This is a genomic window from Rhizobium sp. CB3060 (genome assembly GCF_025200735.1).
Taxonomy (GTDB): domain Bacteria; phylum Pseudomonadota; class Alphaproteobacteria; order Rhizobiales; family Rhizobiaceae; genus Rhizobium.
In genome coordinates, this window is sequence record NZ_CP104159.1 from 1731859 (window position 1) to 1753687 (window position 21829).

Annotated in this window: 22 protein-coding genes; 6 read left to right on the plus strand and 16 right to left on the minus strand. The window is 59.4% G+C overall.

Features of this window, described 5'->3' with window-relative positions; all coding sequences use genetic code 11:
• Window positions 1-183: 183 nt before the first annotated feature.
• Window positions 184-429 carry a DUF6074 family protein gene (locus N2601_RS27250; RefSeq protein WP_104827497.1) on the plus strand — a complete coding sequence of 82 codons (246 nt, stop codon included), beginning with the start codon at window positions 184-186 and terminating at the stop codon, window positions 427-429.
• A 42-nt stretch (window positions 430-471) separates the two neighbouring features.
• Here the strand turns inward: N2601_RS27250 and N2601_RS27255 are convergent, their stop codons facing one another.
• The 6 genes from N2601_RS27255 to N2601_RS27280 all read right to left on the minus strand — a co-directional run bounded on the left by N2601_RS27255 (window position 472) and on the right by N2601_RS27280 (window position 5103).
• Window positions 472-1146 carry a 4-carboxy-4-hydroxy-2-oxoadipate aldolase/oxaloacetate decarboxylase gene (locus N2601_RS27255; protein WP_104827498.1) on the minus strand — a complete coding sequence of 225 codons (675 nt, stop codon included), beginning with the start codon at window positions 1144-1146 and terminating at the stop codon, window positions 472-474.
• Between the two features lie 98 nt (window positions 1147-1244).
• Complete coding sequence (locus N2601_RS27260) at window positions 1245-2081, minus strand: ABC transporter substrate-binding protein (protein WP_104827499.1); 837 nt, start codon at window positions 2079-2081, stop codon at window positions 1245-1247.
• Between the two features lie 31 nt (window positions 2082-2112).
• On the minus strand, window positions 2113-2880 hold the full coding sequence (locus tag N2601_RS27265; protein ID WP_104827500.1) for an amino acid ABC transporter ATP-binding protein: 768 nt from the start codon (window positions 2878-2880) through the stop codon (window positions 2113-2115).
• On the minus strand, window positions 2877-3635 hold the full coding sequence (locus N2601_RS27270) for an amino acid ABC transporter permease (RefSeq protein WP_104827501.1): 759 nt from the start codon (window positions 3633-3635) through the stop codon (window positions 2877-2879). The genes N2601_RS27265 and N2601_RS27270 overlap by 4 nt, the downstream gene beginning before the upstream one ends.
• The gene (locus N2601_RS27275; protein ID WP_104827502.1) at window positions 3632-4339 is read right to left on the minus strand and encodes an amino acid ABC transporter permease; all 708 of its coding nucleotides are present in this window, start codon (window positions 4337-4339) and stop codon (window positions 3632-3634) included. Before N2601_RS27275 ends, N2601_RS27270 begins: the two co-directional genes overlap by 4 nt.
• Window positions 4336-5103: an SDR family oxidoreductase gene (locus N2601_RS27280; protein WP_104827503.1), complete on the minus strand. Its 768-nt coding sequence runs from the start codon at window positions 5101-5103 to the stop codon at window positions 4336-4338. Before N2601_RS27280 ends, N2601_RS27275 begins: the two co-directional genes overlap by 4 nt.
• 193 nt (window positions 5104-5296) lie before the next feature.
• On the opposite strand from N2601_RS27280, the gene nac reads away from it, so the two are divergent.
• Complete coding sequence (nac, locus tag N2601_RS27285; protein ID WP_445945018.1) at window positions 5297-6250, plus strand: nitrogen assimilation transcriptional regulator NAC; 954 nt, start codon at window positions 5297-5299, stop codon at window positions 6248-6250.
• 61 nt (window positions 6251-6311) lie between these two features.
• Here nac and N2601_RS27290 read toward each other — a convergent pair whose 3' ends face one another.
• From N2601_RS27290 to N2601_RS27335, 10 genes are all read right to left on the minus strand, one after another.
• Window positions 6312-7517 carry a pyridoxal phosphate-dependent aminotransferase gene (locus N2601_RS27290; protein ID WP_104827969.1) on the minus strand — a complete coding sequence of 402 codons (1206 nt, stop codon included), beginning with the start codon at window positions 7515-7517 and terminating at the stop codon, window positions 6312-6314.
• Window positions 7518-7668: 151 nt separating this feature from the next.
• Window positions 7669-8436: a 5-oxoprolinase subunit PxpA gene (locus N2601_RS27295; RefSeq protein ID WP_104827970.1), complete on the minus strand. Its 768-nt coding sequence runs from the start codon at window positions 8434-8436 to the stop codon at window positions 7669-7671.
• A 31-nt stretch (window positions 8437-8467) separates the two neighbouring features.
• Window positions 8468-9463 carry a 5-oxoprolinase subunit C family protein gene (locus tag N2601_RS27300; RefSeq protein ID WP_104827505.1) on the minus strand — a complete coding sequence of 332 codons (996 nt, stop codon included), beginning with the start codon at window positions 9461-9463 and terminating at the stop codon, window positions 8468-8470.
• Complete coding sequence (gene pxpB / locus N2601_RS27305; protein ID WP_104827506.1) at window positions 9460-10167, minus strand: 5-oxoprolinase subunit PxpB; 708 nt, start codon at window positions 10165-10167, stop codon at window positions 9460-9462. The genes N2601_RS27300 and pxpB overlap by 4 nt, the downstream gene beginning before the upstream one ends.
• A complete protein-coding gene (locus N2601_RS27310) occupies window positions 10164-10592 on the minus strand; it encodes an acetyl-CoA carboxylase (RefSeq protein WP_104827507.1) in 429 nt (142 codons plus the stop codon). The genes pxpB and N2601_RS27310 overlap by 4 nt, the downstream gene beginning before the upstream one ends.
• A complete protein-coding gene (locus N2601_RS27315; RefSeq protein ID WP_104827508.1) occupies window positions 10589-11977 on the minus strand; it encodes an acetyl-CoA carboxylase biotin carboxylase subunit in 1389 nt (462 codons plus the stop codon). The genes N2601_RS27310 and N2601_RS27315 overlap by 4 nt, the downstream gene beginning before the upstream one ends.
• A complete protein-coding gene (locus N2601_RS27320; RefSeq protein WP_104827509.1) occupies window positions 11977-12417 on the minus strand; it encodes an acetyl-CoA carboxylase biotin carboxyl carrier protein in 441 nt (146 codons plus the stop codon). The genes N2601_RS27315 and N2601_RS27320 overlap by 1 nt, the downstream gene beginning before the upstream one ends.
• A 298-nt stretch (window positions 12418-12715) precedes the next feature.
• Window positions 12716-13690 (minus strand): quinone oxidoreductase family protein, encoded by a 975-nt coding sequence (locus tag N2601_RS27325; protein ID WP_104827510.1) that lies wholly within the window; start codon window positions 13688-13690, stop codon window positions 12716-12718.
• A 289-nt stretch (window positions 13691-13979) separates the two neighbouring features.
• Entirely contained in the window at window positions 13980-14420 is a 441-nt protein-coding gene (locus N2601_RS27330) for a DUF4168 domain-containing protein (RefSeq protein ID WP_260304400.1), read from the minus strand.
• Between the two features lie 832 nt (window positions 14421-15252).
• Window positions 15253-16503, minus strand: coding sequence for a sensor domain-containing diguanylate cyclase (locus N2601_RS27335; protein WP_104827512.1), 1251 nt, complete (start codon window positions 16501-16503; stop codon window positions 15253-15255).
• A 564-nt stretch (window positions 16504-17067) separates the two neighbouring features.
• Here N2601_RS27335 and N2601_RS27340 point away from each other — a divergent pair.
• From N2601_RS27340 to N2601_RS27355, 4 genes are all read left to right on the plus strand, one after another.
• On the plus strand, window positions 17068-19425 hold the full coding sequence (locus N2601_RS27340) for an Orn/Lys/Arg family decarboxylase (RefSeq protein ID WP_104827513.1): 2358 nt from the start codon (window positions 17068-17070) through the stop codon (window positions 19423-19425).
• A 14-nt stretch (window positions 19426-19439) separates the two neighbouring features.
• Window positions 19440-20000, plus strand: a complete 561-nt coding sequence (locus N2601_RS27345; RefSeq protein ID WP_104827514.1) for a GNAT family N-acetyltransferase — start codon at window positions 19440-19442, stop codon at window positions 19998-20000.
• A 745-nt stretch (window positions 20001-20745) separates the two neighbouring features.
• A complete protein-coding gene (locus N2601_RS27350; RefSeq protein ID WP_104827516.1) occupies window positions 20746-21168 on the plus strand; it encodes a hypothetical protein in 423 nt (140 codons plus the stop codon).
• Window positions 21169-21172: 4 nt separating this feature from the next.
• Window positions 21173-21757 (plus strand): OmpA family protein, encoded by a 585-nt coding sequence (locus tag N2601_RS27355; RefSeq protein WP_260304401.1) that lies wholly within the window; start codon window positions 21173-21175, stop codon window positions 21755-21757.
• Window positions 21758-21829 lie beyond the last annotated feature (72 nt).

Genomic DNA, 21829 nt, shown 5'->3' on the forward strand with positions numbered 1-21829 from the left:
AATTGGACCAGCTACAGATCCAGTTGCCCCTTGTTCCGTTGATGAGACGCAATGCCACTGCCGGACGAGCTGCCATTGCAGATCGCAAAAAGCGGGCCAAAACGGCCGGTTCACCATTTGTGAAGGTCCGGCGGCAATGCTGCGTCATTCTGAGGTGATTCGACTTACAAGGACGAAGACAGTATGACGGTTGTACAGTTTCCTGCCGATCGGCGCGTAGCCGAAGTCAAACGATGCGCAGAAGCTCTCCAGCGCCTTCATGGCGAGGAAGCTAACCGTTTCTGGCGGTCGGAGATGGCGGCGCTTGCCGCTGCGCTCGAACGGCAAGGTATGACCGAGGAGGCTATATCGCGCCAAGCGAGCCGCTTCATGCATGCGGTTCAGATGGAACTGCAAGTCGCCTTTGCGATGGATGAGGCAGGACACTAGGTTTCGAATAGCAGCTAGGCGGCCTGATCGGGAAATAACTGGTCAGATATCGACGATGAGGCCCTTGGCTTTCAGCACCGGCTCAAGCTTGCTGACTTCGATGACCGATTTGCCTTGCCTATAGGCTTCGATGTAGCCCGCTTCGGCATCGTCACGCGCCTGCGAAAGCCGCGCGACCTCCCGCGCTTCCTCTCTGCGAACGACGACAAGACCATCCGCGTCGCCGACGATGATATCACCAGGATTGATGATCTCTCCGCCGACGATGATCGGATCGTTGACCGCAGCGAGCGTCTCCTTGACCGTGCCTTTGATGCAGACGCTGAGTGAGAAGACCGGAAACCCGAGTTCCCTCAATTGAAGCGTATCGCGCACGCCTGTATCGGTCACCAAGCCGCCGATGCCCTTGGCAAGGCAAGCATTGGCCAGAACATCGCCGAAGGAGCCCGCTTCCTCGTATTCTCCCGCAGACACGACGATGATGTCGCCCGGTTTGGCGTAGTTGATCGCAAGCTGCAGCATGATGTTGTCGCGCGGCGCGCACTTCACCGTGAACGCCGGACCGCAAAGCTTCATGCGATAGTCCACGGGCTTCAGACGCGAGGAGAGCGCGCCGCGGCGACCCTGGGCTTCATGGATCGTTGCGGGCGAGAATTTGGCGAGCGCTTCGATGTCTGCGGTGCTCGGTCGCTCGGCGATATCTTTGATGTGGGTCATGGAAACTTCTCATGGTTTAGGCCGGCGGCAGGCATACCGCCGCCGGCAATCAACAAGGATTTTCGGATGGAGAATTGACTAGGCGCGAAGATGCGGCGTCAGGGGATCGGGTCGAACTTCAATTCGGTGATCGGTACGACCTTCTCGTTGCGGGTCATCTTGTATTCCGTGTTCGGACCAAGCCACTTTTCCCAGATCTTGTTGATCTCGCCGGAGTCATCCAGCTTGTGCAGGATTGCATTGACCTTTGCGGTCAGCGCAGGCTGATCCTTCTGCATACCGATACCGACCGGCTCCAGCAGCATGGGCTCGTCGATCATGCGCATCTGCTTGCCCTTGGTCTTCGATTGATTGACAAGCAGCGTCGTCGTCATGGTGTTCGCGACCATGCCGCGCGCCTTCCCCTGCTGAACGGCAAGGTAGGCAGAGCCCGTATCTTGAAAGGTCAGCGGGTCGGATTTGTTGAGTTTGATCGCCAGCTCCGACGTCGAGCCCTTGGTCGAGGCGAGACGCTGGCCCTCGTAATCGGCCTTCTTCTTGCCGGCGTCATCGGCGGGAACAATGAGCATTTCCTTGGCGACATAGTAGGGATCGCTGAATTGGATCTGCTCCGCGCGGCTCAGCGTATAGGCAAGGTTGGCGACCGTGATGTCGACCCGGCCAAGCTTGACTTCCGGGACACGCGCCTCGACCGAAATCGGCTTGATCTCGGCCTTTACGCCAAGTTCATTCGCGATCGCCTTGCACAGATCGACGTCGAATCCCGCCATTTCGCGGGTCTTTGGATCAGGCGAGGAAAACGGCGGAACATCCGCATAGGTCGCGCAGCGCAGCGTCTTGGCTGACATGATCGTGTCGAGTTGGTCGGCCTTGGCCGGCATGGCGACAGCGGTGCCCGTGAGTGCCAGCGTTACGGTGAGGTATTTCCAGTTCATTGCTGTTCTCCTTATTATTGATTTCAGATGCTTAGTGGCGCAGATCGGAAAGAAAGCGCTGCGCTCGGGGATGGCGAGGATTTTTGAAGAATTCCTCCGGAGGAGCGGTTTCCAGGATCTCGCCTGCGTCGATGAACCAGATCCGGTCCGCCACATCGCGGGCGAAGCCCATTTCGTGGGTGACGCAGAGCATGGTCATCCCCTCGGCCGCCAGGCTTTTCATGACGCTGAGCACTTCGCCCACCATCTCCGGATCGAGCGCGCTCGTTGGTTCGTCAAAGAGCATGACGGGCGGCTCCATCGCGAGCGCGCGGGCGATTGCCACGCGCTGCTGCTGACCGCCTGAAAGCTGGCCGGGATAGGCATTTGCCTTGTCGGCAAGGCCCACTCGATCAAGCAGCGAAATGGCCTTGTCGCGCGCTACGTTCGCCGGCACGCCCTTGACGCGGATTGGCGACATGGAAACGTTGTCGATGACGGACAGATGGGGAAACAGGTTGAAATTCTGAAAAACGAAACCGATCTGGCTACGCAGCCGGTTGAGTTCGGCACCGCCCATCGGGGCATGAATATTCTTTCCCTCAAAACTGATCGAACCGCTATTGATCTCTTCCAGCCTGTTGATCGTGCGGATCAGGGTGGATTTGCCGGAACCGGACGGCCCGCAAATGACGACCACCTCGCCGCGGCTGACGGCGGCGTTGATGTTCTTCAACACCGGATAATGACCATAATTCTTGCAGACCTCATGAAGACGTATCTCCTGAGCGTCCTGCGGCCCGGAAACTGGGATGCTCATAGCTGCTCCGTAAATGTCTTGAGGGGAAGGACGTCGGTGCGAAGGCGAACTTTGCTTGGCCCTGCACGCCTGCGGGCAATTCGCTTTTCAACCGTGTTGGCAATGTGGGTCAGGCTCCAGCAGAGCAGATAGTAGGCCACGGCGAGAATGAAGAAGACCTGGAAAGGCTGCGAGAGCAGTTGGTTGTTCACCTGGCTCGCAGCAAAGGTCAGGTCCGGTACATTGATGACGTAACCAAGCGTCGTATCCTTGATCGTCGAGACGAAGGTCGAGATCATGCTCGGGATCATATTGTAGAGCGCCTGCGGCAGGATCACGAAGCGCATCGCGCCGATATAGCTATGGCCGAGAGCCCTGGCGGCATCCATTTGCCCTTGACCGAGTGAAACGATGCCGGCCCGCACGACCTCGCTCAAGAACGCCCCCTCATAGATCACCAGCGTTACCAGCATGATCAGGAAACTCGGCACGTCCGCGCCAGTCCAGAGCGGAACGAGGAAATAGGACCAAAGGATCAGCATCAGCAGCGGAACGCCGCGTGTGATGTAGACCAGGCCCGTCACCGGCCACCGGAGGACCGCCCATTTGGAAAGGCGAGCCATGGCTAGCAGGATGCTGACGGGGAATGCGAGCGCGATGGCGAGCGCCGAGAGAATGAGCGTATTCGCAAGGCCGCCCAGCGGGCCATTGGGATACTGGCCGATCAGCAACAAAAGCCAATAGTCATGGATGATGTTGATAACGTCCTGGATCACGCGCGCGCCCTCCGCATCGGATCGGACCGCATGGAAAGAAATGCGCCCAGGGCCATGATGATCAGGGAGAAGAACAGATAGATCACGGTGCCGATCAAATAGATCTCAAAGGTGCGGAAGCTGACATTGTCGATTTCCTTCACCGCATGCGTAAGCTCCGACGCACCGACAACGATGGCGAGACTGCTGTTCTTGAAGAGGGATACACTATGATTGATCAGCGGCGGCAGCGCATTGCGCAGCCCCTGGGGCATGATCACGAAACGCATTGCGGAAAGATAGCCGTGCCCGAGCGCCTTGGCTGCTTCCATCTGCCCAGGGCTGACGGAGCGTAGGCCGGAACGCAAGTCCTCGCTGAAATAGGCAGCCTGACACAATCCCAGCCCGATCACCGCGAAAATGGCTTCGGCATTGTGGTTGGCGAGCCAATCCGTGATGCCCTGCGGCATCAACGAATAGATCCCGAAATACCACAGCATCAGTTGCACGAGTGTAGGCACATTGCGGTGATAGGAAACGTAGGCCTTTACGATGGGATCACCGACGCGAAGCGGCGACATCCGAAGCGCAAACAGCAGGATGGCGAGTGTCATGGCAAGCAGCCAGGAGCCGATGTAGATGACGAAAGTCATCTCGATGCCCTGCAGGAGCATCGCCTGATAGTCCGGATTGCTGAGGATCGCCGAAAGATCGAACCCGCTCACGGCTTCGCACCTTCCGCGTCATGGGGCTGAGGCTTGGCCGTCTGAAGGCCGCCCATCACCTGCAATGTCGGGGTGATCTCCATATGGCCGATATTAACCGCGACCGGCGCGGCGATCGCAAAGGCGATTGCGTCAGCGATATCGGCGGCCTGCGGCAGCTCGAACCCATCGATGAAGCGTTCGCGCACGCTGGGATCACTGCCGTGCACGTGGTTGAAAATATCGGTCGCGACGCGGCCGGGGCAGATTTCGGTCACGCGGACGCGCTTGCCGAATGCGTCGATACGCAGTTGGTTCGACAGCATGGCGACGCCTGCCTTGACGGCGTGATAGGTGGAGTTGCCGCCGAAATTATAGTTGCCGGCAATCGAGGAGATGTTGATGACATGCCCGCGGTCGCGAGCCACCATTCCGGGCACGATCAGGCGGCAAATATGCAGGACGGCGCGGAGATTGACGTCGATGAGGAGATCAATGTCCTCTTCGTCCGCCTGGAGGAATTTCTTCGGCCGGTCAACGCCGGCATTGTTGACCAGAATATCGAACTGAACGCGGTTCGCAAGATCGGCGATGGCCGCACGATCCGTCACATCGATGACGTGAGCGATACATCCCGTACGTTCTGCCAGTTCCGTCAATGGACCAGCGCTGCGGGCAATCGCATGCACTTCGATGTTCTCGCGGCGAAACCGCTCCACCACTGCAGCGCCGATACCGGAGGAGGCGCCGGTGACCAACGCGGTCTTGTAATCAGAGAATGGCATTCTGATCCCCTTGTTGTTGCCGCAGACATTAGCGGAGCTTCAACTCCTTGCCTAAGACCGATTATTTTTGGAGTAATAAGCAACTTTTATGGAGATCGACCGGCCGCAAGCGAGCGGGCTGTTGCCGCGGGTAATTGCGCCTTTTTGCCGGAGCCTACATGGCCTTCCCGCATCGACGCGCGTTGCAAAACAGATGCGCGTCTGCAAACATGCCCCGGAAGACAGAATAGTACCCAATGCCATGGATATCAGACGTTTCAAATCCTTCATCGCCATCGTTGACAGCGGCAGCATTACGCGGGCCGCCGATATCCTGCACCTCGCCCAGCCGGCGCTGAGCCAGCAGTTGGCGGCGCTCGAGGAGCATTTCGGGCAGAAACTGCTGATCCGAAGCCAGCAGGGCGTCAGCATGACCGATGCCGGACATGCGGTCTACCGGCATGCGCAGATCATTCTCCGTCAGATGGAACAGGCACAGACGGATGCGGCAGCCGCCGGCAATTCGCTTGCGGGACGCGTTTCCATCGGCCTCGTGCCTTTCAGCAGCGCTGCCACGCTCTCGGTCGAGCTGCTGGCGGAAACGAGAAAGCGGCACCCCGGCATTCTGCTTCATCTGACCGAGAGCGTCGGCCAGACCTACAGCCAGATGATCATGAACGGCCGGCTGGAAATGGCGCTGATCCACGGCATCGGGCCGATCAAGGGCGTACGGTTCGAACCGATCCTCAGGGAGGAATTCTATTTCGTCGCTCATCGCAATTTCGCGATCGATTCAGACCCGAAGCCCCTGCCGGTCAGCGCACTGGACGGAATGCCGATGCTGTTGCCGCCGGCTTATAATTTCGTGCGTCGGGCCATCGATGCCGCCTTCACGCGCAGCCGGATCAACCTCAAGGTCGTGGCCGAAGTGGAAATCGTGCGAACCCTGGGGCGCGCGGTTGGCAGCGGGCTTGGCGCGACCATCATGCCGAAGGCGATCGCTGACCGCATCGTGTCGGAATCGAGCGAGCCTCTTGTCTGCCGGCTCGTCTCGCCCCGCATCGAGGAAACGCTGTCGCTTTGCACGTCCGATCAGAGTTCACTGTCGGAGCCGGCATTCGCCGTCAAGGATATCCTTGTCGAACTGACCGAACGGCTAAAACTCTAGATTTGGCAACGGGCCTCGCGCCCACCGACCCGGAAACCGGGCCGGTGGGCACGATCCGGTGTCAGTGCATATCGCGGCAGAACTGGGCGATACGCGCGCAGCCCTCGCCAAGCATTTCCATGCTTGTCGCATAGGAGATGCGGAAATAAGGGCTCATGCCATAGGCGGCACCCTGCACTGTCGCGACGTGATGCTCCTCCACGAGCGCCATGACGAAATCGACATCAGTCTCGATCTTGCGTCCGCCCTTGGTCGTCTTGCCTATCAGGGCTGACATGTTGGGATAGAGGTAGAAGGCACCCTCGGGCTTGTGGCAACGCAGCCCTTCGACCTTCGACAGTTGATTGAGAACGAAATCGCGTCTTTCCCTGTAGATGGCCGCCCGTTCCTTGAGGAGATCCTGGGGACCGTCGAGCGCTGCGATCGCGGCAGCCTGCGAGACGGTGGCGATCCCGCCGCTGTTCTGGCCGTTGACGTTGCTGATCGCCGCGATCAGCTCCTTCGATCCGCTGGCGCAATATCCCAACCGCCAGCCGGTCATGGCATAGGCTTTCGAAACTCCGTTCATCGTCAGGACACGGTCGTAAAGCCTGGGTTCGGCATCGGCGATCGTGCAGAATTCAAAGCCGTCATAGACCAGGTGCTCGTAGATATCGTCGGTCAGGATCCAGACGTGCGGATGGCGCAGCATGACGTCAGCAATCGCGGCCATTTCGGCGCGCGAGCAGGCGGCACCTGTCGGATTGTTCGGGAAGTTCAGGATAAGCCATTTCGTACGCGGCGTGATCGCAGCCTCCAGATCCTCGGGACGCAGCTTGAATCCAGCCTGCTCGAAGCAAGGCACTGCCACGGGCACGCCGCCGGCAAACTTGACGATGTCGGCGTAGCTAACCCAGGACGGAGTGGGAATAACGACCTCGTCGCCGGGATTGCAGGTCGCGAGCATCGCGTTGAAGATCACCTGCTTGCCGCCGCCGGACACGACGATCTGGCTGGCATCATAATCGAGATTGTTGTCGCGCTTGAACTTTCTGCTGATCGCAGCCTTCAGTGCCGGCGTGCCATCCATCGGCGGATATTTCGTCTCGCCGTTCAACGCTGCGGCGTGCGCTGCCTCGATCGCATGAGCGGGCGTTGGAAAGTCCGGCTCGCCGGACGAGAGACTGACAACCTTGATGCCCTTGGCGGCGAGTTCCCTGGCGCGCTGGGTCATGGCGGCGGATGCGGAGATGGAGACGTTTTTGAGGCGATCGGCTATGGAAGACATCGGCATGATCTTTCGCTGAGATGGGAAAATTTGGTTGCCTTAAAGCGCGTCACGATCTCTGGGATTCGCTCCTTGCGCTTTAAGCTCTTGTTTTTGCGCATGTCGTTGTCGCAAAACCGCTGCACACTTTTGCGCGACATGCTTTAGGCAATCAGGACGCAAGTTCGGCCGCAGGCGCGAGCGTGGCGCCGGAAGCCTCGATTTCGCTGCGGACAATGCGGGCAAGCTCCAAGGAGCCGGGCGTATCGCTATGCACAAGGATCGACCGGGCCGGCATGGCGATGGTGGTACCGTCGATGGCCTCGACGGTGCCATCGGTCAGAAAACGACGCACTCGCGCCCGAACAGAAGCCTCATCCTTGACGAGGGCGCCCGGCAGACCGCGGGCAACAAGCGCGCCGCTGGCGTCATAGGCGCGGTCGGCCAGAAACAGCGCCAGCGTCCTGAGTTTCGCGCGTTTTGCCGCCTTCTCGATTTCGCTGCCGGCCGTGACGAATATCACCAGGCGAGGATCGACGGTGAAAATGGCATCCATCATCAGATCGGCGAGCGCTGGATCGCGATTGACCATATTGCCCATGGCCGCGTGAAAGCTGAAATGACTGACCCTCATGCCTTGGCTCTTGGCGATCGCGATCAGAGCGCCGAGCTGATAAAGCATCTGCTGCCGCAGTTCGTCCGGCTGAAACGGCATCTCGCGCCGGCCGAAACCGGATCGATCCGGCAGACCCGGATGCGCGCCGATCCCCACGCCGTTTTCCTTTGCGAGACGCACCATGCGCGCCATCGTATCCGGGTCACCGCCATGAAAGCCGCAGGCAATGTTGGCGGACGAGACGATCTTCATCATCGCTTCGTCATCGCATAGCCGATAAGGACCGAAACCTTCGCCCATGTCAGAATTCAGATCGATCTTCACAGCTTCCTCCTTTTGACCCATTCACTTGCCGTCAGGCCATCGCCTTCAAAGCGCGCTTGACCATCTGCGAGGTCCGCCTGACATCCGCGACATAGCGGGCAACGGCTTGCTCAACTGCGCGTGCCTCGGCATGCGTCGAGCGAACGAACCGCAACCGGCTTCCAATACGGGCTTGCCCGAGACGCCACAGATCGCATTCGATGACGCCCGCGATCTTGGGATAGCCACCCGCGGTGTTGGCGTCGCTCATTTGGATGATCGGCTCGCCACCGGGCGGGACCTGGATCACGCCGGGCACGATGCCGTAAGAGCGCATCTCGACTGTCGCTGACGGCTTGATCGGTTCGCCGGAGAGGCGATAACCGGTGCGGTCGCTGCTGGATGATATCCTCCAGGTCTGGCCCCAGAAGGCCTCGCCTTCGGAGGCGAAGAGCTCATGCTCGCCAGCCACTATAGCCCGGATCGGCAGCACACTGTCGATCACAGCCGGGAAGACATCGCGCAACGCCACGGCCGGCTCGACGGCGGCGATGCCGCTTGGTGGCAGAGGGAGTGCATCCGAAACCGTGCCAAATCCGATCCTGTCGCCCCTAGCGAGCGATCGACCGGCATTGCCGCCAAACCCTCCGCGCAGCGCGGTGCTGCGCGAGCCCATGAGGACCGGCACGTCCAGCCCTCCACCGAACAGGATATAGGCGCGGGCCAATTTCGGTGGCTGCCTCAGCTCCAGGATCTGACCCGGCTCGGCGACGTGAGTACACCATGGAAGCAATTCCCGACCATCCAGTGTCGGATGGCCGTCCGCACCTGTGACGGCAAAGACGCTATCGGTCTCGAACCGCAGCTTGAACGGAAAGGTCTGAACCTCGATCGCCGCCGCGCCCTCGTCATTGCCAATAAGGATATTGCCGATCTTCACCGCAAGCGGATCCATCGCGCCGCTGGCCGAGACCCCGATGTCGCGATAGCCGGGGCGGCCAAGGTCCTGGACGGTGTTGAATGAACCGGTTTCGATGATCTGGATCATAGCTCGATCCTTGCCGGCAGAAAGCGCACGGTATCCCCGGGCGCCATAAGGGCCGGCGTCGCGGAGGTCGGATCGAACATCTGCAATTCCGCATGGCCGAGGGAGTTCCACCCGTTCGGACCGGTCAGCATCGCAACGCCGGTCTGCATTCCTCCGATCGTTACGCTGCCCTTTTCCATCCTCAGCGACGGAATGGTCTTGCGAGGCATATAAATGCGCGGATCAAGGCCGTGCAGGTAGGCGAAACCCGGGGCACTTCCCAAGGCGAAAACACGGTAATCGGCTTCATAGTGAATACGCACCACTTCGCGGTCGCTCAATCCGCTGAAGTCGCAGATAGCCGGAAGATCGATCGCATAAGCGCCGCCGTAGTGGACGGGGACTTCGATGATCTTTCCCGCCAGGTCGAGGCTCTCGGTATTGTTCCATGCCTCGAGAAGCCGGCCTGCAATGAATTCGGGATCCTCGGGCGTCTCCTTGAAGATCGCCAGGAGATTGGTCATGCCGGGGATCACTTCCGCGATATCTGCCCAGCGCGTCACCGTTTGCGAGAGGCCCCAGATCCATCGCTGGGCGGGGAGGTCAAATTCACCCGGCGCTTCGAGCAGGAAAGATCGAGCTCCGATGCAGGAAACCCGCGCCTGGCCTTTGACGGCGGGGACGATTTCGCGACGTTGCGCAAGGATGTTCGAATTGGCAATCATGAGTGTGGCTCGATCTCGAACAGGGGATCACCGAAACCGACGAGAGCATCGGGCTCTGCCAGTCGTTTGCTCAGCAAACCGGACCGGCCCGCGGGAATAGGAAGTAGGACGGAACCTATGCGGATGAAGCCGATAACGTCCTGCTCTGAAACAGCGCGAGGACGATGCTCGATTTCGATGGGGGCCGAAGGGTATGAAGGGCAGAAGCGACCTGCCATCGGCGCTTTGACGGTGGCCGCCGGTGTCACGGCCAAGCCCGGCCGTGCATTCCCTGTCGTGCTGACTTGAGCGCCACCCGCTGCCGAAATCACGAGACGCAGATTTCCGCCAGGTCTCGAGATTTCAATTCCGCCGACTCCCGCGGCCATCAAGGCATCGGCCAGGACTGCTATGGTCGCCGGATCGCTGAAGTCGATCGCGCTCATGCCGCCCTCCGATGCTGGAGCCATTGCTCCAGATAGCGGATATCCGTCTCGCCACGTGCGAGCCCTTCATCCTCGAACAGTGCGCGCAGCAATGGCAGGTTGGTGGAAATCCCTTCTATCCGCGTGACGGCAAGGGCCTCACGCATTCTCGCCATCGCTTCCGTTCGCGTGGGCGCATGGACGATCAGCTTCGCAATCAGCGAGTCGTAATAGGGCGAGACCCGATAGCCGGCATGGATGTGGGTATCGACCCGGATGCCCGGCCCTTCAGGAAGGGCAAGATCGGTGATAGTCCCCACCGAAGGCAGGAAACTGTCGGGATCCTCGGCATTGATGCGGCATTCGAAGGAATGGCCGGTACAGGTCACATCATCCTGGCTGGTTTCCAGGGGAACACCTTGAGCGACTTGTATCTGTGCCTGCGCAATATCGATCCCGCTGGTCATCTCAGTGACCGGATGCTCGACCTGCAGACGCGTGTTCATTTCGATGAAATAGAACGAGCCATTCTCGTAGAGGAATTCGAAGGTTCCGACACCACGATAGCGGATCTGCCGGCAGGCTTCGACGCAGACCGTGCCCACCGCCTTGATCGCCTCTGATGAAATCCCGGGTGCCGGCGCCTCTTCCACGACCTTTTGATGCCGACGCTGCATGGAACAATCGCGATGTCCAAGCCAGATGGCATTGCCGTGGGTATCGCACAGCACCTGAATCTCGATGTGCCGTGGATGTTCGAGAAACTTCTCCATGTAGAGCGCCGGGGAGCCGAAAGCCTGCCGGGCTTCCTCGCGCGTCAGAGCGATGGCCTCGTGCAGCCCGTCGGCCTCGGGAACCACCCGCATCCCTCTTCCGCCCCCGCCGCCCCCGGCCTTTATGATCACGGGATAGCCGATTTCCTGCGCGATGCGCTCGATGGACGCCAGATCGTCCGGAAGCGACGTATCAGGGCCGGGCACGCAGGGCACACCGGCGGCGATCATCGCCCGTTTTGCCGATATCTTGTCGCCCATGGTCGCAATCGAGGAAGCTTCAGGCCCAATGAAGACAAGGCCGGCCTTTTCAACAGCGTCAGAGAAAGCAGCGTTTTCCGACAGAAATCCGTAACCGGGATGGATCGCGCCGGCCCCGGTCAGATGCGCGGCAAGGAGGATTGCATCCTGATTGAGATAACTCCGGGCCGCGTTCGAGGGACCGATGCACAGAAAGCTGTCGGCCGTCTTGCCATAGGATGCCTGCCTGTCCGCTTCGGAGCAGATCGCGACCGTCTTCAGACCGAGTTCGCGGCAAGCGTGCTGAATCCGCGCGGCAATCTCACCTCGATTGGCGATGAGAACCGTGTCGAAACGCCGTTCTGCCAAGGCTTTATCAAGCGGCTCCGCCATCACGCAATCTCCGCCAGCACGACGCCCGTTTCAACTTCACCGCCATCGACGTCGGTCAGGCGCAAAATGCGACCGGCATGCGGCGCGACGATCTTGTTGAAGACCTTCATTGCTTCGATGATGAAAAGGATCTGCCCCTCCTGCACCGTGTCGCCAACCCTGACGAAAGGCTCCTCCCCCGGCGCCGCTGCGCGATGCAGCACGCCAAAGAGGGGCGCCTTCACGGCGATGGCTGAGGCCGATGCGTTTGCCGAAACATCGCCGCTCGATACGGCCGAACCAACCACTGATTTATCGAGGACCTGCTCCGGAGCGGCGGAGGCCGTCTGATCCGGTGACCGAAAGATCCGTACCGTGACGTCCTTTTCCGTTACCGTCAGCTCGGAAATGTTCGATCGTCCGACAAAATCGATCAGCGTCTTTATTTTCGACAGGTCCATCAGAGTACTCGGTATTTCGGAGTGCCTCTTCGCGGGTCCATACTTATGAGGACCGCGTTCGGCTGATCTCTTCCGTACACGATGGGCCGAACGATGGGGTCAGAAGAACTTTTAATGGCGCCTGTGATCCAGGAAAAGATCATCCGGCACCGCTGCCTTGCCAGGTGGCGCTTTTGCAGCTCCCGCCTGCAATTGGTCCGTGACGGCGATTAGTTTGTCCCTGGCATTGAGCGCGCCTACAAAGGCGGGCTCCGCGTCCGCCTGGATGGCTGTAGCGGACCGCAGCGACGCGAACGGCTTACGGTGTTATGACGGCGGCGCCGACGATCTTGCGGCTTTCGAGTTCCCGATGGGCCGCAACGATGTCGTCGAGAGCGAAGATCTGGTTTGGTCCGACACCAAGGATACCGCCGCCGATCGCATCGAACAGGTCGGTTGCGCTGGTCTGTCGCTGTGCAGGCGTCGCCATATAGACAGGCCGAATCGGCCAGGTGACGTATAGCGATTTCGGCGCCAGCAGGGACGGATTGATGTCAGGCGGGCTGCCGGATGCCTGGCCGAAAAGCGCCAGCACGCCACGCGGCTTCAGCGTTGCCAGCGATTTGAGCGCGGTGTCGCGGCCAACGGCGTCGAACACGGCCGCGACGCCCTCGCCGGACGTGATGTCTCGGACACGCTCGACGAAATCCTCCGTGGCATAGTTGATCACCTCGATGCAGCCGGCGCGTCGTGCGGCTTCCGCCTTCCTCTCATGGGACACGGTGCCGATAACGCGAATGCCGAGCGAACGCGCCCATTGCGTGAATAACAGGCCGACTCCGCCGGCCGCGGCATGGAAAAGCACCGTATCGCCAGCTTTGAGTGGCGCTACCTCCTTCAAGAGCATGCGCGCCGTTGTGCCGCGCAAAAAAGAGGCCGCGGCCTGTCTGTCACTGATCGCGTCGGGAATGCGCACAAGCTGATCGGCGGGGTAGAGGCGGACCGTTGCATAGGCGCCGAGCGGGCCGTCGGCATAGACGACACGGTCGCCGATTTGTACACCAGTAACGCCGGGGCCGATGGCTTCGACGATCCCTGCGCCTTCATTGCCGAGCGTAGCCGGAAGCGCCGGCACCTTGAACGTGCCGCGCCGAAAATAGACCTCGACGAAATTGAGCCCGATCGCCGTGTGGCGGATCAGCGCCTCGCCAGGCCCCGGCAGCGGAACCTCGATCGGTTCGAGACTGAGCACCTCGGCCGGACCATACTTGTGAATGCGAACGGCTCGCTCCACCTTCGAACCTCCGTTGCATTATGGTCGGCATCGATGTCACCGACCGTAACGCTTTTCATTGTTCGACGGAGGTTTACTCGTGCCCAACTTCGAAGGCTACGCGACTGAGGTCTAACCGTAGCTATACCAACGTTTAGGGGATATTTGCTTCACGCGCGGTCACGGTAGCTGGCGCGGCAGAACTAACAATTGTGATCGTCCATTCCACCTGACCAAAAGTGGGGATCGCCTACGGTTATTCGCCGCTACCGCATTGTCTTAAGGTGCGCAGTGCAGTTCTCCACTCAGCTTACTGCTGCGCCGGAGCGGATTTCGGAAACTTGTCCTGAACTCTCTTAGCGAGTGTCGGATCGTTCTGAGCGGCTGTCAAAATCGCCTTATATTCCTCTAGCGAAATGCCCGGGGAACCTTCCACAGCCTTAACCATGTGCTCGCTAGCTTCGGTTTGCAGTTTCTGCTTTGCCGTTACATCGGGCGTTGCTCCTATCTTGGCCGAATATTCCTGCCTCACTTTATCGACCTGGAGATAGGCGACCGCAAATGCTTCGATTTTTTGATCGCTGACGGCTGCGGCTGCGCCATTGTCACCAGTCTGTCCTTGAGCCGCTGGCTGTTGCTGAGTCGCTGGCTGCTGCTGGGCCATCACCTGCGAGAACGCTGGTTGGCCGAGCAACGTCAGGCTGAAAACAGCAGCAGTCAACGATAGGGTCTTGGTATAACGAGTGTGCATGTTCGCTCCTCTCAGATCATGCGGCGAAAGCGGCATTATGTTGCATTGCTTTGCTTTCGCTGTGGGCGGGATCGAGCAACGATCAAGTCACAATGTGGCCTCGAGAAGGGTATCCCGTGATGATATCGGGGTGATCTGCTGTCCATTGGGGGGCGATTTTATGGCGGACTGAACCCGAGAGCGGAAATCTCACATGTGCGCGGGAGTGTGTCTTGGGGGCCCATGTCGGGGGCGGTTTGGGTGCACACGCTTGCTACTTCCACATACCCACACTGTTGTGTCTGCATGCAAATCCAAGAGCTTGTCGCAAAGCGCGATCATCGGCTTTCCGATCCCGAGCGCAGTTACCGAATGCAGCCGCTCGCAGAGCTATTACCGATGATATTTGGCACGCATCGCATGCCACAGTTATGAGTTTGAAAACACCACGACAAATACTGCAGCCCAGAAAAGAGCAGACATTTCTGCAGCCAACAAAAAGCCCAGGGCTCTTTCACTCATAGAATCCTCCTCCAGCAACCTCCATTGCCTTAAGTGAAACTATAAGAGGATGAAGCTTTGCACCACCCATCGATCAAGATAAAACTTAATCCTTGCTAAGAAACCTTCGCGCCGATCATCGGTGGGCACTGTACCCTTCGATCGCCATCGTGGCTCTCAAACAGCCAGGAGAAGGTTTGCTGCCAGCGCCAGGGCCTCGCCTGCTGACGGCAAACATCGTCGGAACTGGGTTTCTAAAGGGCCTCTGAAAGCGCGCCGCGCCAGAATTACATCCCGTCATCAGCGGCAGGCCGCGGTCGGAAAGCGAGGTATTTGTTGTTTGGATGTGAGCCTACCGGAACATCACATCCAGATGCTGACGGTCTTGCGCGACTATCCGGCACGTGGTTTCGAATCCCTCTCCCGGGATGCTCAACACGAACTCCGATGGGATGCCCAAAGCAGTCGACACGACGAGGTTCGCACCATCAGGTCCGAGAGAACGGATCGTGCAATCGAAGCTCGAGTGCCTTTCGTTGAAAATGATTACGCCGGCTTTAAGCACCCGACGCCGCGCACTTTGGTGCGACCCGGAGCGAGCGGCGAATGATTCGCAGCGATTACGACCGGCCTGCTTGGCGTGATACATAGCAGCGTCAGCTTGGGCGAGAAGCGTATCGATGTCCTTCGTGATGATCGACATCGCGGTCACGCCAAAACTCGCGGTAACCGGCACCGTGTTTTCTGCAAGTTGGGCCGGAACTGCATCCAGCGCGCTGCGAAGCTTTTCAGCCACCTTAAACGCAGCAGCCTGGTCAATATGCGGAAGGAGAATTGCAAATTCTTCACCACCCAAACGCCCAAGCAGATCGTCCGCTCGGAGCTGCTCTCGGCACGTCTTGATCACCGACTTGAGCACCTCGTCGCCCGCCGCGTGGCCATAGGTGTCGTTGATCCTTTTGAAGTGGTCGACATCGAGCACGATACACGCCACGTCATGATGATGGCGAGCCGCAAGGGAAAGCAGACGGCTGGCCTCCTCGTTGAAAGCGCGACGGGTCAGCGCGCCCGTTAGGACGTCGATGGCCGCCGACTGCAGCAACTCGGCGCGATCAATTGCGACGCCCGCAATCTCCTCCAGGATCGCCAGATCCTTGTTTCCAAATGACCGCGGCTGACGGTCGATGGCGCAGACGGTTCCCACGGTATGACCATCACGGGTCTTGAGAGGAACGCCGGCGTAAAACCGGATATGCGCTTCTCCCGTCACGGCAGGATTGGACGCAAACCGGGGATCGCGGCTCGCATCGGGCACGACGATCGGCTGTTCGCAGTCCACCACGTAGCGGCAGAACGTGTCTTCCCTGGGCACCTCGTCTGCCGGCAATCCCAAACAGGCCTTGTACCACTGACGGTGGGCGTCGATGAACGAGACGATGCCAATATCGACTGTGAACACCTGCTTGATGAGGCGAGCCAGCCGTTCGAACCCCTCGTCTCTAGGCGTGTCTAATATGTCCAGCCGATCGAGAGCGGCCAGGCGGTCGAGTTCGCGCCGCGCTGCCTCATCGGATAATCTTCCAAATGCACGTACAGCCGACATCGACCCGACACCTTTCAAAGCAGATTGCTATCCAGCCGTAAATTGCGCAGGGGAATGTCGTCAAGCTGGAGTCCGGACATGCTGTCGCAACGCTTAAGATTTTGCTGCCAACGAAGGAAGCACGTGGACGGCTGGTGGTTGTTCAAATATCGGGGTCTGTAGCCAAAATCCCTCTGCCACGGGCAAAGCTACACCTGCCGGCAGCATGTGGTTTCCAGCCAAGCTCCTGACAATCACAAAGCCAGCAGCAAACGCATATGCCGATGAAAGTCTCGGCGGCTGACCGAAAATGCAACAGGATATCTGCTCGCCTTGAAAGGAATCGGAACCATTAGCCAGGTGGTTTGTTGCCAGAACTATGTTTCAGAAGCGGCCGTTCACTCGAAAGGAGCTTATCGCATCGGACAGTCGCCGACGATCGATTTGCACGGAGAAATTCAGGAAGAGAAGAGACGCATGGCAAAAATGCCATTCTGTGCAAGTGTTTCGAACATCCGACAGCCTGTCACATCCTTGTCATGAAATGCGTCGACATCTCGTCCCAGATCAGGAGCGGGTACCCAAATGGATTATTTCAGACGTTTCAACTTTCTGTTCGCAACGCCGGCTTTCGACAGCGATGACCTGGAGGGCGCCCGCTACAACCAGATCATCGAGGAGATCCAAGGCTCCGGCTTTGAGGTGGTGCGCGCACGAAACCTCGAAGATGCGGAGATCGCCGTACAGACGGACGCCGCCATCGGCTGCATGCTAGTCGACTGGGGCAAAAAGGGGCTCGAGGGCAAAACGGCCTCCCTCATCAACCTAATGCGCCGGCGCGGCCTGGAATTCCCCATCATCCTGCTGATCCGCCGTAAGCGCTTCGAGGATGTGCCGGTAGAGGTCCTCGATTTCATCGATGGCTATGTCTTCCTATCGGAAGAAACGCCCGCCTTCATCGCCAAGAGCCTCATCAGCCGGCTCAAGCAATATGCCGAGACGCTGAAGACGCCGTTCTTCGGTGCACTGGTCGATTATGCCGAGGAAGGCAATCACCTTTGGACCTGCCCCGGGCACAATGGCGGCATCTTCTACAGCCGCAGCCCGATCGGGCGGGTCTTCATGGAGCATCTCGGCGAAGCGGTGTTTCGCGACGATCTCGACAATTCCGTGCTCGACCTCGGCGACCTGCTGACTCACGAAGGACCGGCGCTCGCTGCACAAAAGGAAGCAGCCAAAATCTTCGGCGCCGAGAAGACCTATTTCGTCCTGAACGGCACCTCCACGTCCAACAAGGTCGCGCTCTCCGCACTCGTCACCGATGGCGATCTCGTGCTGTTCGATCGCAACAACCACAAGGCCGCCCATCACGGCGCCTTGATGATCTCGGGCGGCATTCCGGTTTACATGCCGACCATACGCAACCTCTATGGCTTGATCGGTCCCATCGATTTCGCGGTCATGGACGAGGACGCCCTGCGCGAGCGCATCCGCACGCACCCGCTGGTGAAAGACCCGGAGGCTTACAAGAAGCCGCGCCCATTCCGCGTTGCTGTCGTGGAACAGTGCACCTATGACGGTACCATTCACAATGCCGAGATGATCCTCAAGCGCATCGGCCATTTGTGCGACTACATCCTCTTCGACGAGGCGTGGGCGGGCTTCATGAAGTTTCATCCGCTCTATGCCGGACGCTTTGCCATGGGCCTTTCCGATCTTGGCCCGGACGCGCCCGGCATCATCGCCACGCAATCCACCCACAAGCAGCTCGCAAGCTTCTCGCAGGCCTCTCAGATCCACATGAAGGACCGGCATATTACCGGCCAGAAGCGCCGCGTGGAGCACCGTCGCTTCAACGAAAGCTTCATGCAGCACGCCTCGACCTCGCCCTTCTATCCGCTGTTTGCCTCGCTCGACGTGGGCGCGCAGATGATGAAGGGCCGCTCGGGCGAAGTGCTGTGGGACGATACGATCCGCCTCGGCATCGAGCTGCGTAAGAAGATCCGCGCAGTGCGACGCGAATTCGAAGAGAAGGAGCATCGTCCCGAGCGCCGCTGGTTCTTCGAGCCCTTCGTGCCGGATCGGGTGGCGATCCCGGATGTATCGAGCCACGGCGCGGTGCATGAAGTGCCGTGGGAAAGCGTCTCTACCGACCAGCTCGCCACCAATCCCGCCTTCTGGCATCTGACGCCCGACGCAGCGTGGCACGGTTTTTCCGCAATGGAGCCGGGCTTTGCCATGACCGATCCGAACAAGCTCACCCTGCTGACCCCCGGCTTCGACCGGGCGAGCGGAAAATACACCGAGCATGGCATACCGGCGCCGGTGGTCGCGCAATATCTGCGCGAAAACCGCATCGTCGCGGAAAAGAACGACCTCAATTCGCTGCTCTTCCTGCTCACTCCTGGCGTGGAGGCCAGCAAGGCCGGCACCTTGATCAGCGGCCTCGTCGCCTTCAAGAAACTCCATGACGACAATGCTCTGCTGGAGGAGGTAATTCCGGAATTCTATCGACGCCGTCCGGGCCGCTATGCCGGCGTGCGCCTGCGCGATCTCTGCGCAGAAATGCATAATTTCTTCCGCCAGGCCGATGTCAGCGGGCTTCAGACCAAGCAGTTTTCCGCTGACCACCTACCCCCGATAGCCATGTCGCCCCACGATGCGGCACGCTGCCTGGTTCGCAACGATGTGGAATATCTGCCGATCGACGCCATAGCCGGCCGCATCGCGACGACACCCTTCGTCGTCTACCCTCCGGGTATTGCGACGATCGTGCCGGGCGAGCGCTTGACGGAGCAGGCAAAGCCCATGATCGACTATCTCAAGATGTTTGAAACCTGCTTCAACACCTTCCCCGGCTTTGAGGTGGAGATTCAGGGGGTCTATCGCGAGATTGATGCATCCGGCCGCATCCGGCTCTACACCTACGTCGTCGCGGAATAGGCTTAGGTTCAGTCATGAAGCAGGAGAAAATAATCGTCATTCGCCCATCCCGGGAGACCGACGTCGATGCCATGTTGGCGATCTATCGCCGCCATATTCGCCGCGGCATCGAGGTTGGGGTGGACGATAGCGATACACCGCAACCGGACGATCTGCGGGAACGGCGCAAGAATTTGAAAGACCGCCGCTTCCCGCACGTCGTTGCGCTCGAGGGCGAGAAGGTCGTCGGCTATGCCTACGTGGTGCTGTTCCGCAAACGCCCGGCCTATCGTTACACCGTCAAGCATTCGATCTATGTGCATCACGACCATGTCGGGCAGGGTGTCGGGAGCCTGCTCATGCGCGGGTTGATCGACGCCTGCGCTGCGGCCGGCTTCCGGCAGATGATCGGCTATATCGACGCCGATAACGCCGCCTCGCTCGCCCTGCATGAACGGTTCGGCTTTGCTCGCGTCGGCCTTTTGCCGGCGGTCGCCTATCGTTACGGCCGATGGGCCGATACCGTGATGGTTCAGCGCTCACTCGCCGCCGGCTCAACCACCCCACCACCACCGCCTCCGCTCTCCACTCGCTGAAAACAACGGGATTGAATCTCTGGTACCACGCACCCTTGCGAAAGCGGGGCCGAGGAACCACAGGGCAAGCTCCGCATAACCGGAACTGAGCCACACAAGTGAGGAAGACCCGGATTACGTGTTATACTTCCTCGGAACGCCCGCATTGGCGGTTCTTATGGGGGGAACAGACGATGGAGATGCCAATTTTCGTTCGCCTTCCGCTGGCCGTAGCCGGGATGGTAGCGGGGCATTTCGTATCCCGCGACACTCTGCGCTTCGAGCTCCTGCAGACGGGTATTGCGCTCGTTATGCTGGCTGCTTTCATAACGTTCCTTATAGCTGCTCCGTCGATCTGGCGCGCATTTCGAAGCAGGCGCCCGCCAGACAACTCGCCGCAATGAGCCGCATTGGCAACCAAGTGCGGCAGGCCCGCACTGCTGCGGATCTTAGTAGCAACTCAGCTAGCGCCCTCATCCGACACGGGACACTTCTACCGACCAAAAACGAAGAGAAATCATCAAAACCGTATTTTACGGTATTTTACACATTTTCTCGCCACGCGAAGGCGAGCACCCGGGTCAGCCGAGCGATTTGGTAAGCCGAACATCACGAGACTGTGCTGCGTGCAAATCTGCCGCTCGCCTCAATGCAGACGTGTCCCGATCAGCGATACCGTAACATACTTCCTGGCGTCTGAGGTTTCAGGCAGGTTGGCGGCGTCTGTACGCCGACCCCGGCGTGCCAAACTCAGAGGGGGCGAAGAATGTCGAGGAGAGGCAATCTTTTCGCGGCCGTCATGCTTGCTTGTGTTTCTTATGGCGGGCTACTGCAGGCGGAAACCATCAGCTATGCGGATGCGGTTACGAAGCTTGCGGACGATTGCGGCGCCGATATCGGCAAATTCTGCAAGGGCCTGAACCTTGGCGGCGGACGGATCGCCGACTGCCTCGCGCAGAACGAGGCAAAGATATCGCCAAGCTGCAAGACCTCCGTCGCCAGCGTCGTTCAATCGATCACTCAACGCGAGCAGGCGCAGAGCGCCTATAGCCAAGTCTGTAGAGGCGACATCGCCATGCGCTGCAAAGGCGTCAAGGGCGACGGATATATACTCGCCTGCCTCAACAAAGGGCAAAAGCGGGTGAGCGATAAGTGCAACCAGGCGATTACCGATGCAGGGTGGAGGTAAGACGATGTTACCGCGTTCCTTTAAGACATTCGCAGTTCTCGTTGCCATCGGCGTCCTGCCGGCAAGCTTCGCCTTCGCCCAGCAGGTGTCCCAACAACGGATCATTTCGGGCCTGGGTAAACTCAAGGCGAACGCCCCGGCCATCGACATCGAACTGTTGCGCCAGGAGGCCATCACCGGCGCGGGCAAGGAGATGTCGGCACTGCCCAACTGGAGCAAGATTGCCAAGCTTCCGCAGATGGTCGTCGAGATCAATTTCGAGAATGACTCGGTCGCCATCCAGCCGAAATCCTACCGGACACTCGGTATGATCGCGGATGCGCTGCACCATCCGAACCTTTGGGCCTACAAGTTCCTCGTGATTGGTCATGCGAGCTCGACCGGGGACGAAAAGCACAATCTCGATCTCAGTCAGCAACGCGCCGTCGCGATAAAGGAAGCATTGGCAACCACATTCGCCGTCGACCCTCAACGACTTTACGCCGTCGGCGTCGGCGAGGCTTTCCCGATCGAAGGATCCAACACCGAGGCTTCCAACAACAGACGCGTGCAACTCGTCAATCTCGGGGTGTTCACTCGCAGTCAATGACATGAACGTGGCGTCGACTTTCAGGAAGGCCTTCCGTGGGAGTTGGTTGCTCACCGCTGCGCTTCCGCCATT

Bases quoted from the DNA above. Each gene is read 5' to 3' on its own strand.
- nac (WP_445945018.1), top strand. From the start codon at position 5,297: ATGCGCGTCTGCAAACATGCCCCGGAAGACAGAATAGTACCCAATGCC.
- N2601_RS27260 (WP_104827499.1), bottom strand. From the start codon at position 2,081: ATGAACTGGAAATACCTCACCGTAACGCTGGCACTCACGGGCACCGCT.
- N2601_RS27280 (WP_104827503.1), bottom strand. From the start codon at position 5,103: ATGCCATTCTCTGATTACAAGACCGCGTTGGTCACCGGCGCCTCCTCC.
- N2601_RS27340 (WP_104827513.1), top strand. From the start codon at position 17,068: ATGGATTATTTCAGACGTTTCAACTTTCTGTTCGCAACGCCGGCTTTC.
- N2601_RS27315 (WP_104827508.1), bottom strand. From the start codon at position 11,977: ATGGCGGAGCCGCTTGATAAAGCCTTGGCAGAACGGCGTTTCGACACG.
- N2601_RS27310 (WP_104827507.1), bottom strand. From the start codon at position 10,592: ATGAGCGCGATCGACTTCAGCGATCCGGCGACCATAGCAGTCCTGGCC.
- N2601_RS27290 (WP_104827969.1), bottom strand. From the start codon at position 7,517: ATGTCTTCCATAGCCGATCGCCTCAAAAACGTCTCCATCTCCGCATCC.
- N2601_RS27265 (WP_104827500.1), bottom strand. From the start codon at position 2,880: ATGAGCATCCCAGTTTCCGGGCCGCAGGACGCTCAGGAGATACGTCTT.
- N2601_RS27320 (WP_104827509.1), bottom strand. From the start codon at position 12,417: ATGGACCTGTCGAAAATAAAGACGCTGATCGATTTTGTCGGACGATCG.
- N2601_RS27335 (WP_104827512.1), bottom strand. From the start codon at position 16,503: ATGTCGGCTGTACGTGCATTTGGAAGATTATCCGATGAGGCAGCGCGG.
- N2601_RS27330 (WP_260304400.1), bottom strand. From the start codon at position 14,420: ATGCACACTCGTTATACCAAGACCCTATCGTTGACTGCTGCTGTTTTC.
- pxpB (WP_104827506.1), bottom strand. From the start codon at position 10,167: ATGATTGCCAATTCGAACATCCTTGCGCAACGTCGCGAAATCGTCCCC.
- N2601_RS27300 (WP_104827505.1), bottom strand. From the start codon at position 9,463: ATGATCCAGATCATCGAAACCGGTTCATTCAACACCGTCCAGGACCTT.
- N2601_RS27255 (WP_104827498.1), bottom strand. From the start codon at position 1,146: ATGACCCACATCAAAGATATCGCCGAGCGACCGAGCACCGCAGACATC.
- N2601_RS27350 (WP_104827516.1), top strand. From the start codon at position 20,746: ATGTCGAGGAGAGGCAATCTTTTCGCGGCCGTCATGCTTGCTTGTGTT.
- N2601_RS27250 (WP_104827497.1), top strand. From the start codon at position 184: ATGACGGTTGTACAGTTTCCTGCCGATCGGCGCGTAGCCGAAGTCAAA.
- N2601_RS27355 (WP_260304401.1), top strand. From the start codon at position 21,173: ATGTTACCGCGTTCCTTTAAGACATTCGCAGTTCTCGTTGCCATCGGC.
- N2601_RS27345 (WP_104827514.1), top strand. From the start codon at position 19,440: ATGAAGCAGGAGAAAATAATCGTCATTCGCCCATCCCGGGAGACCGAC.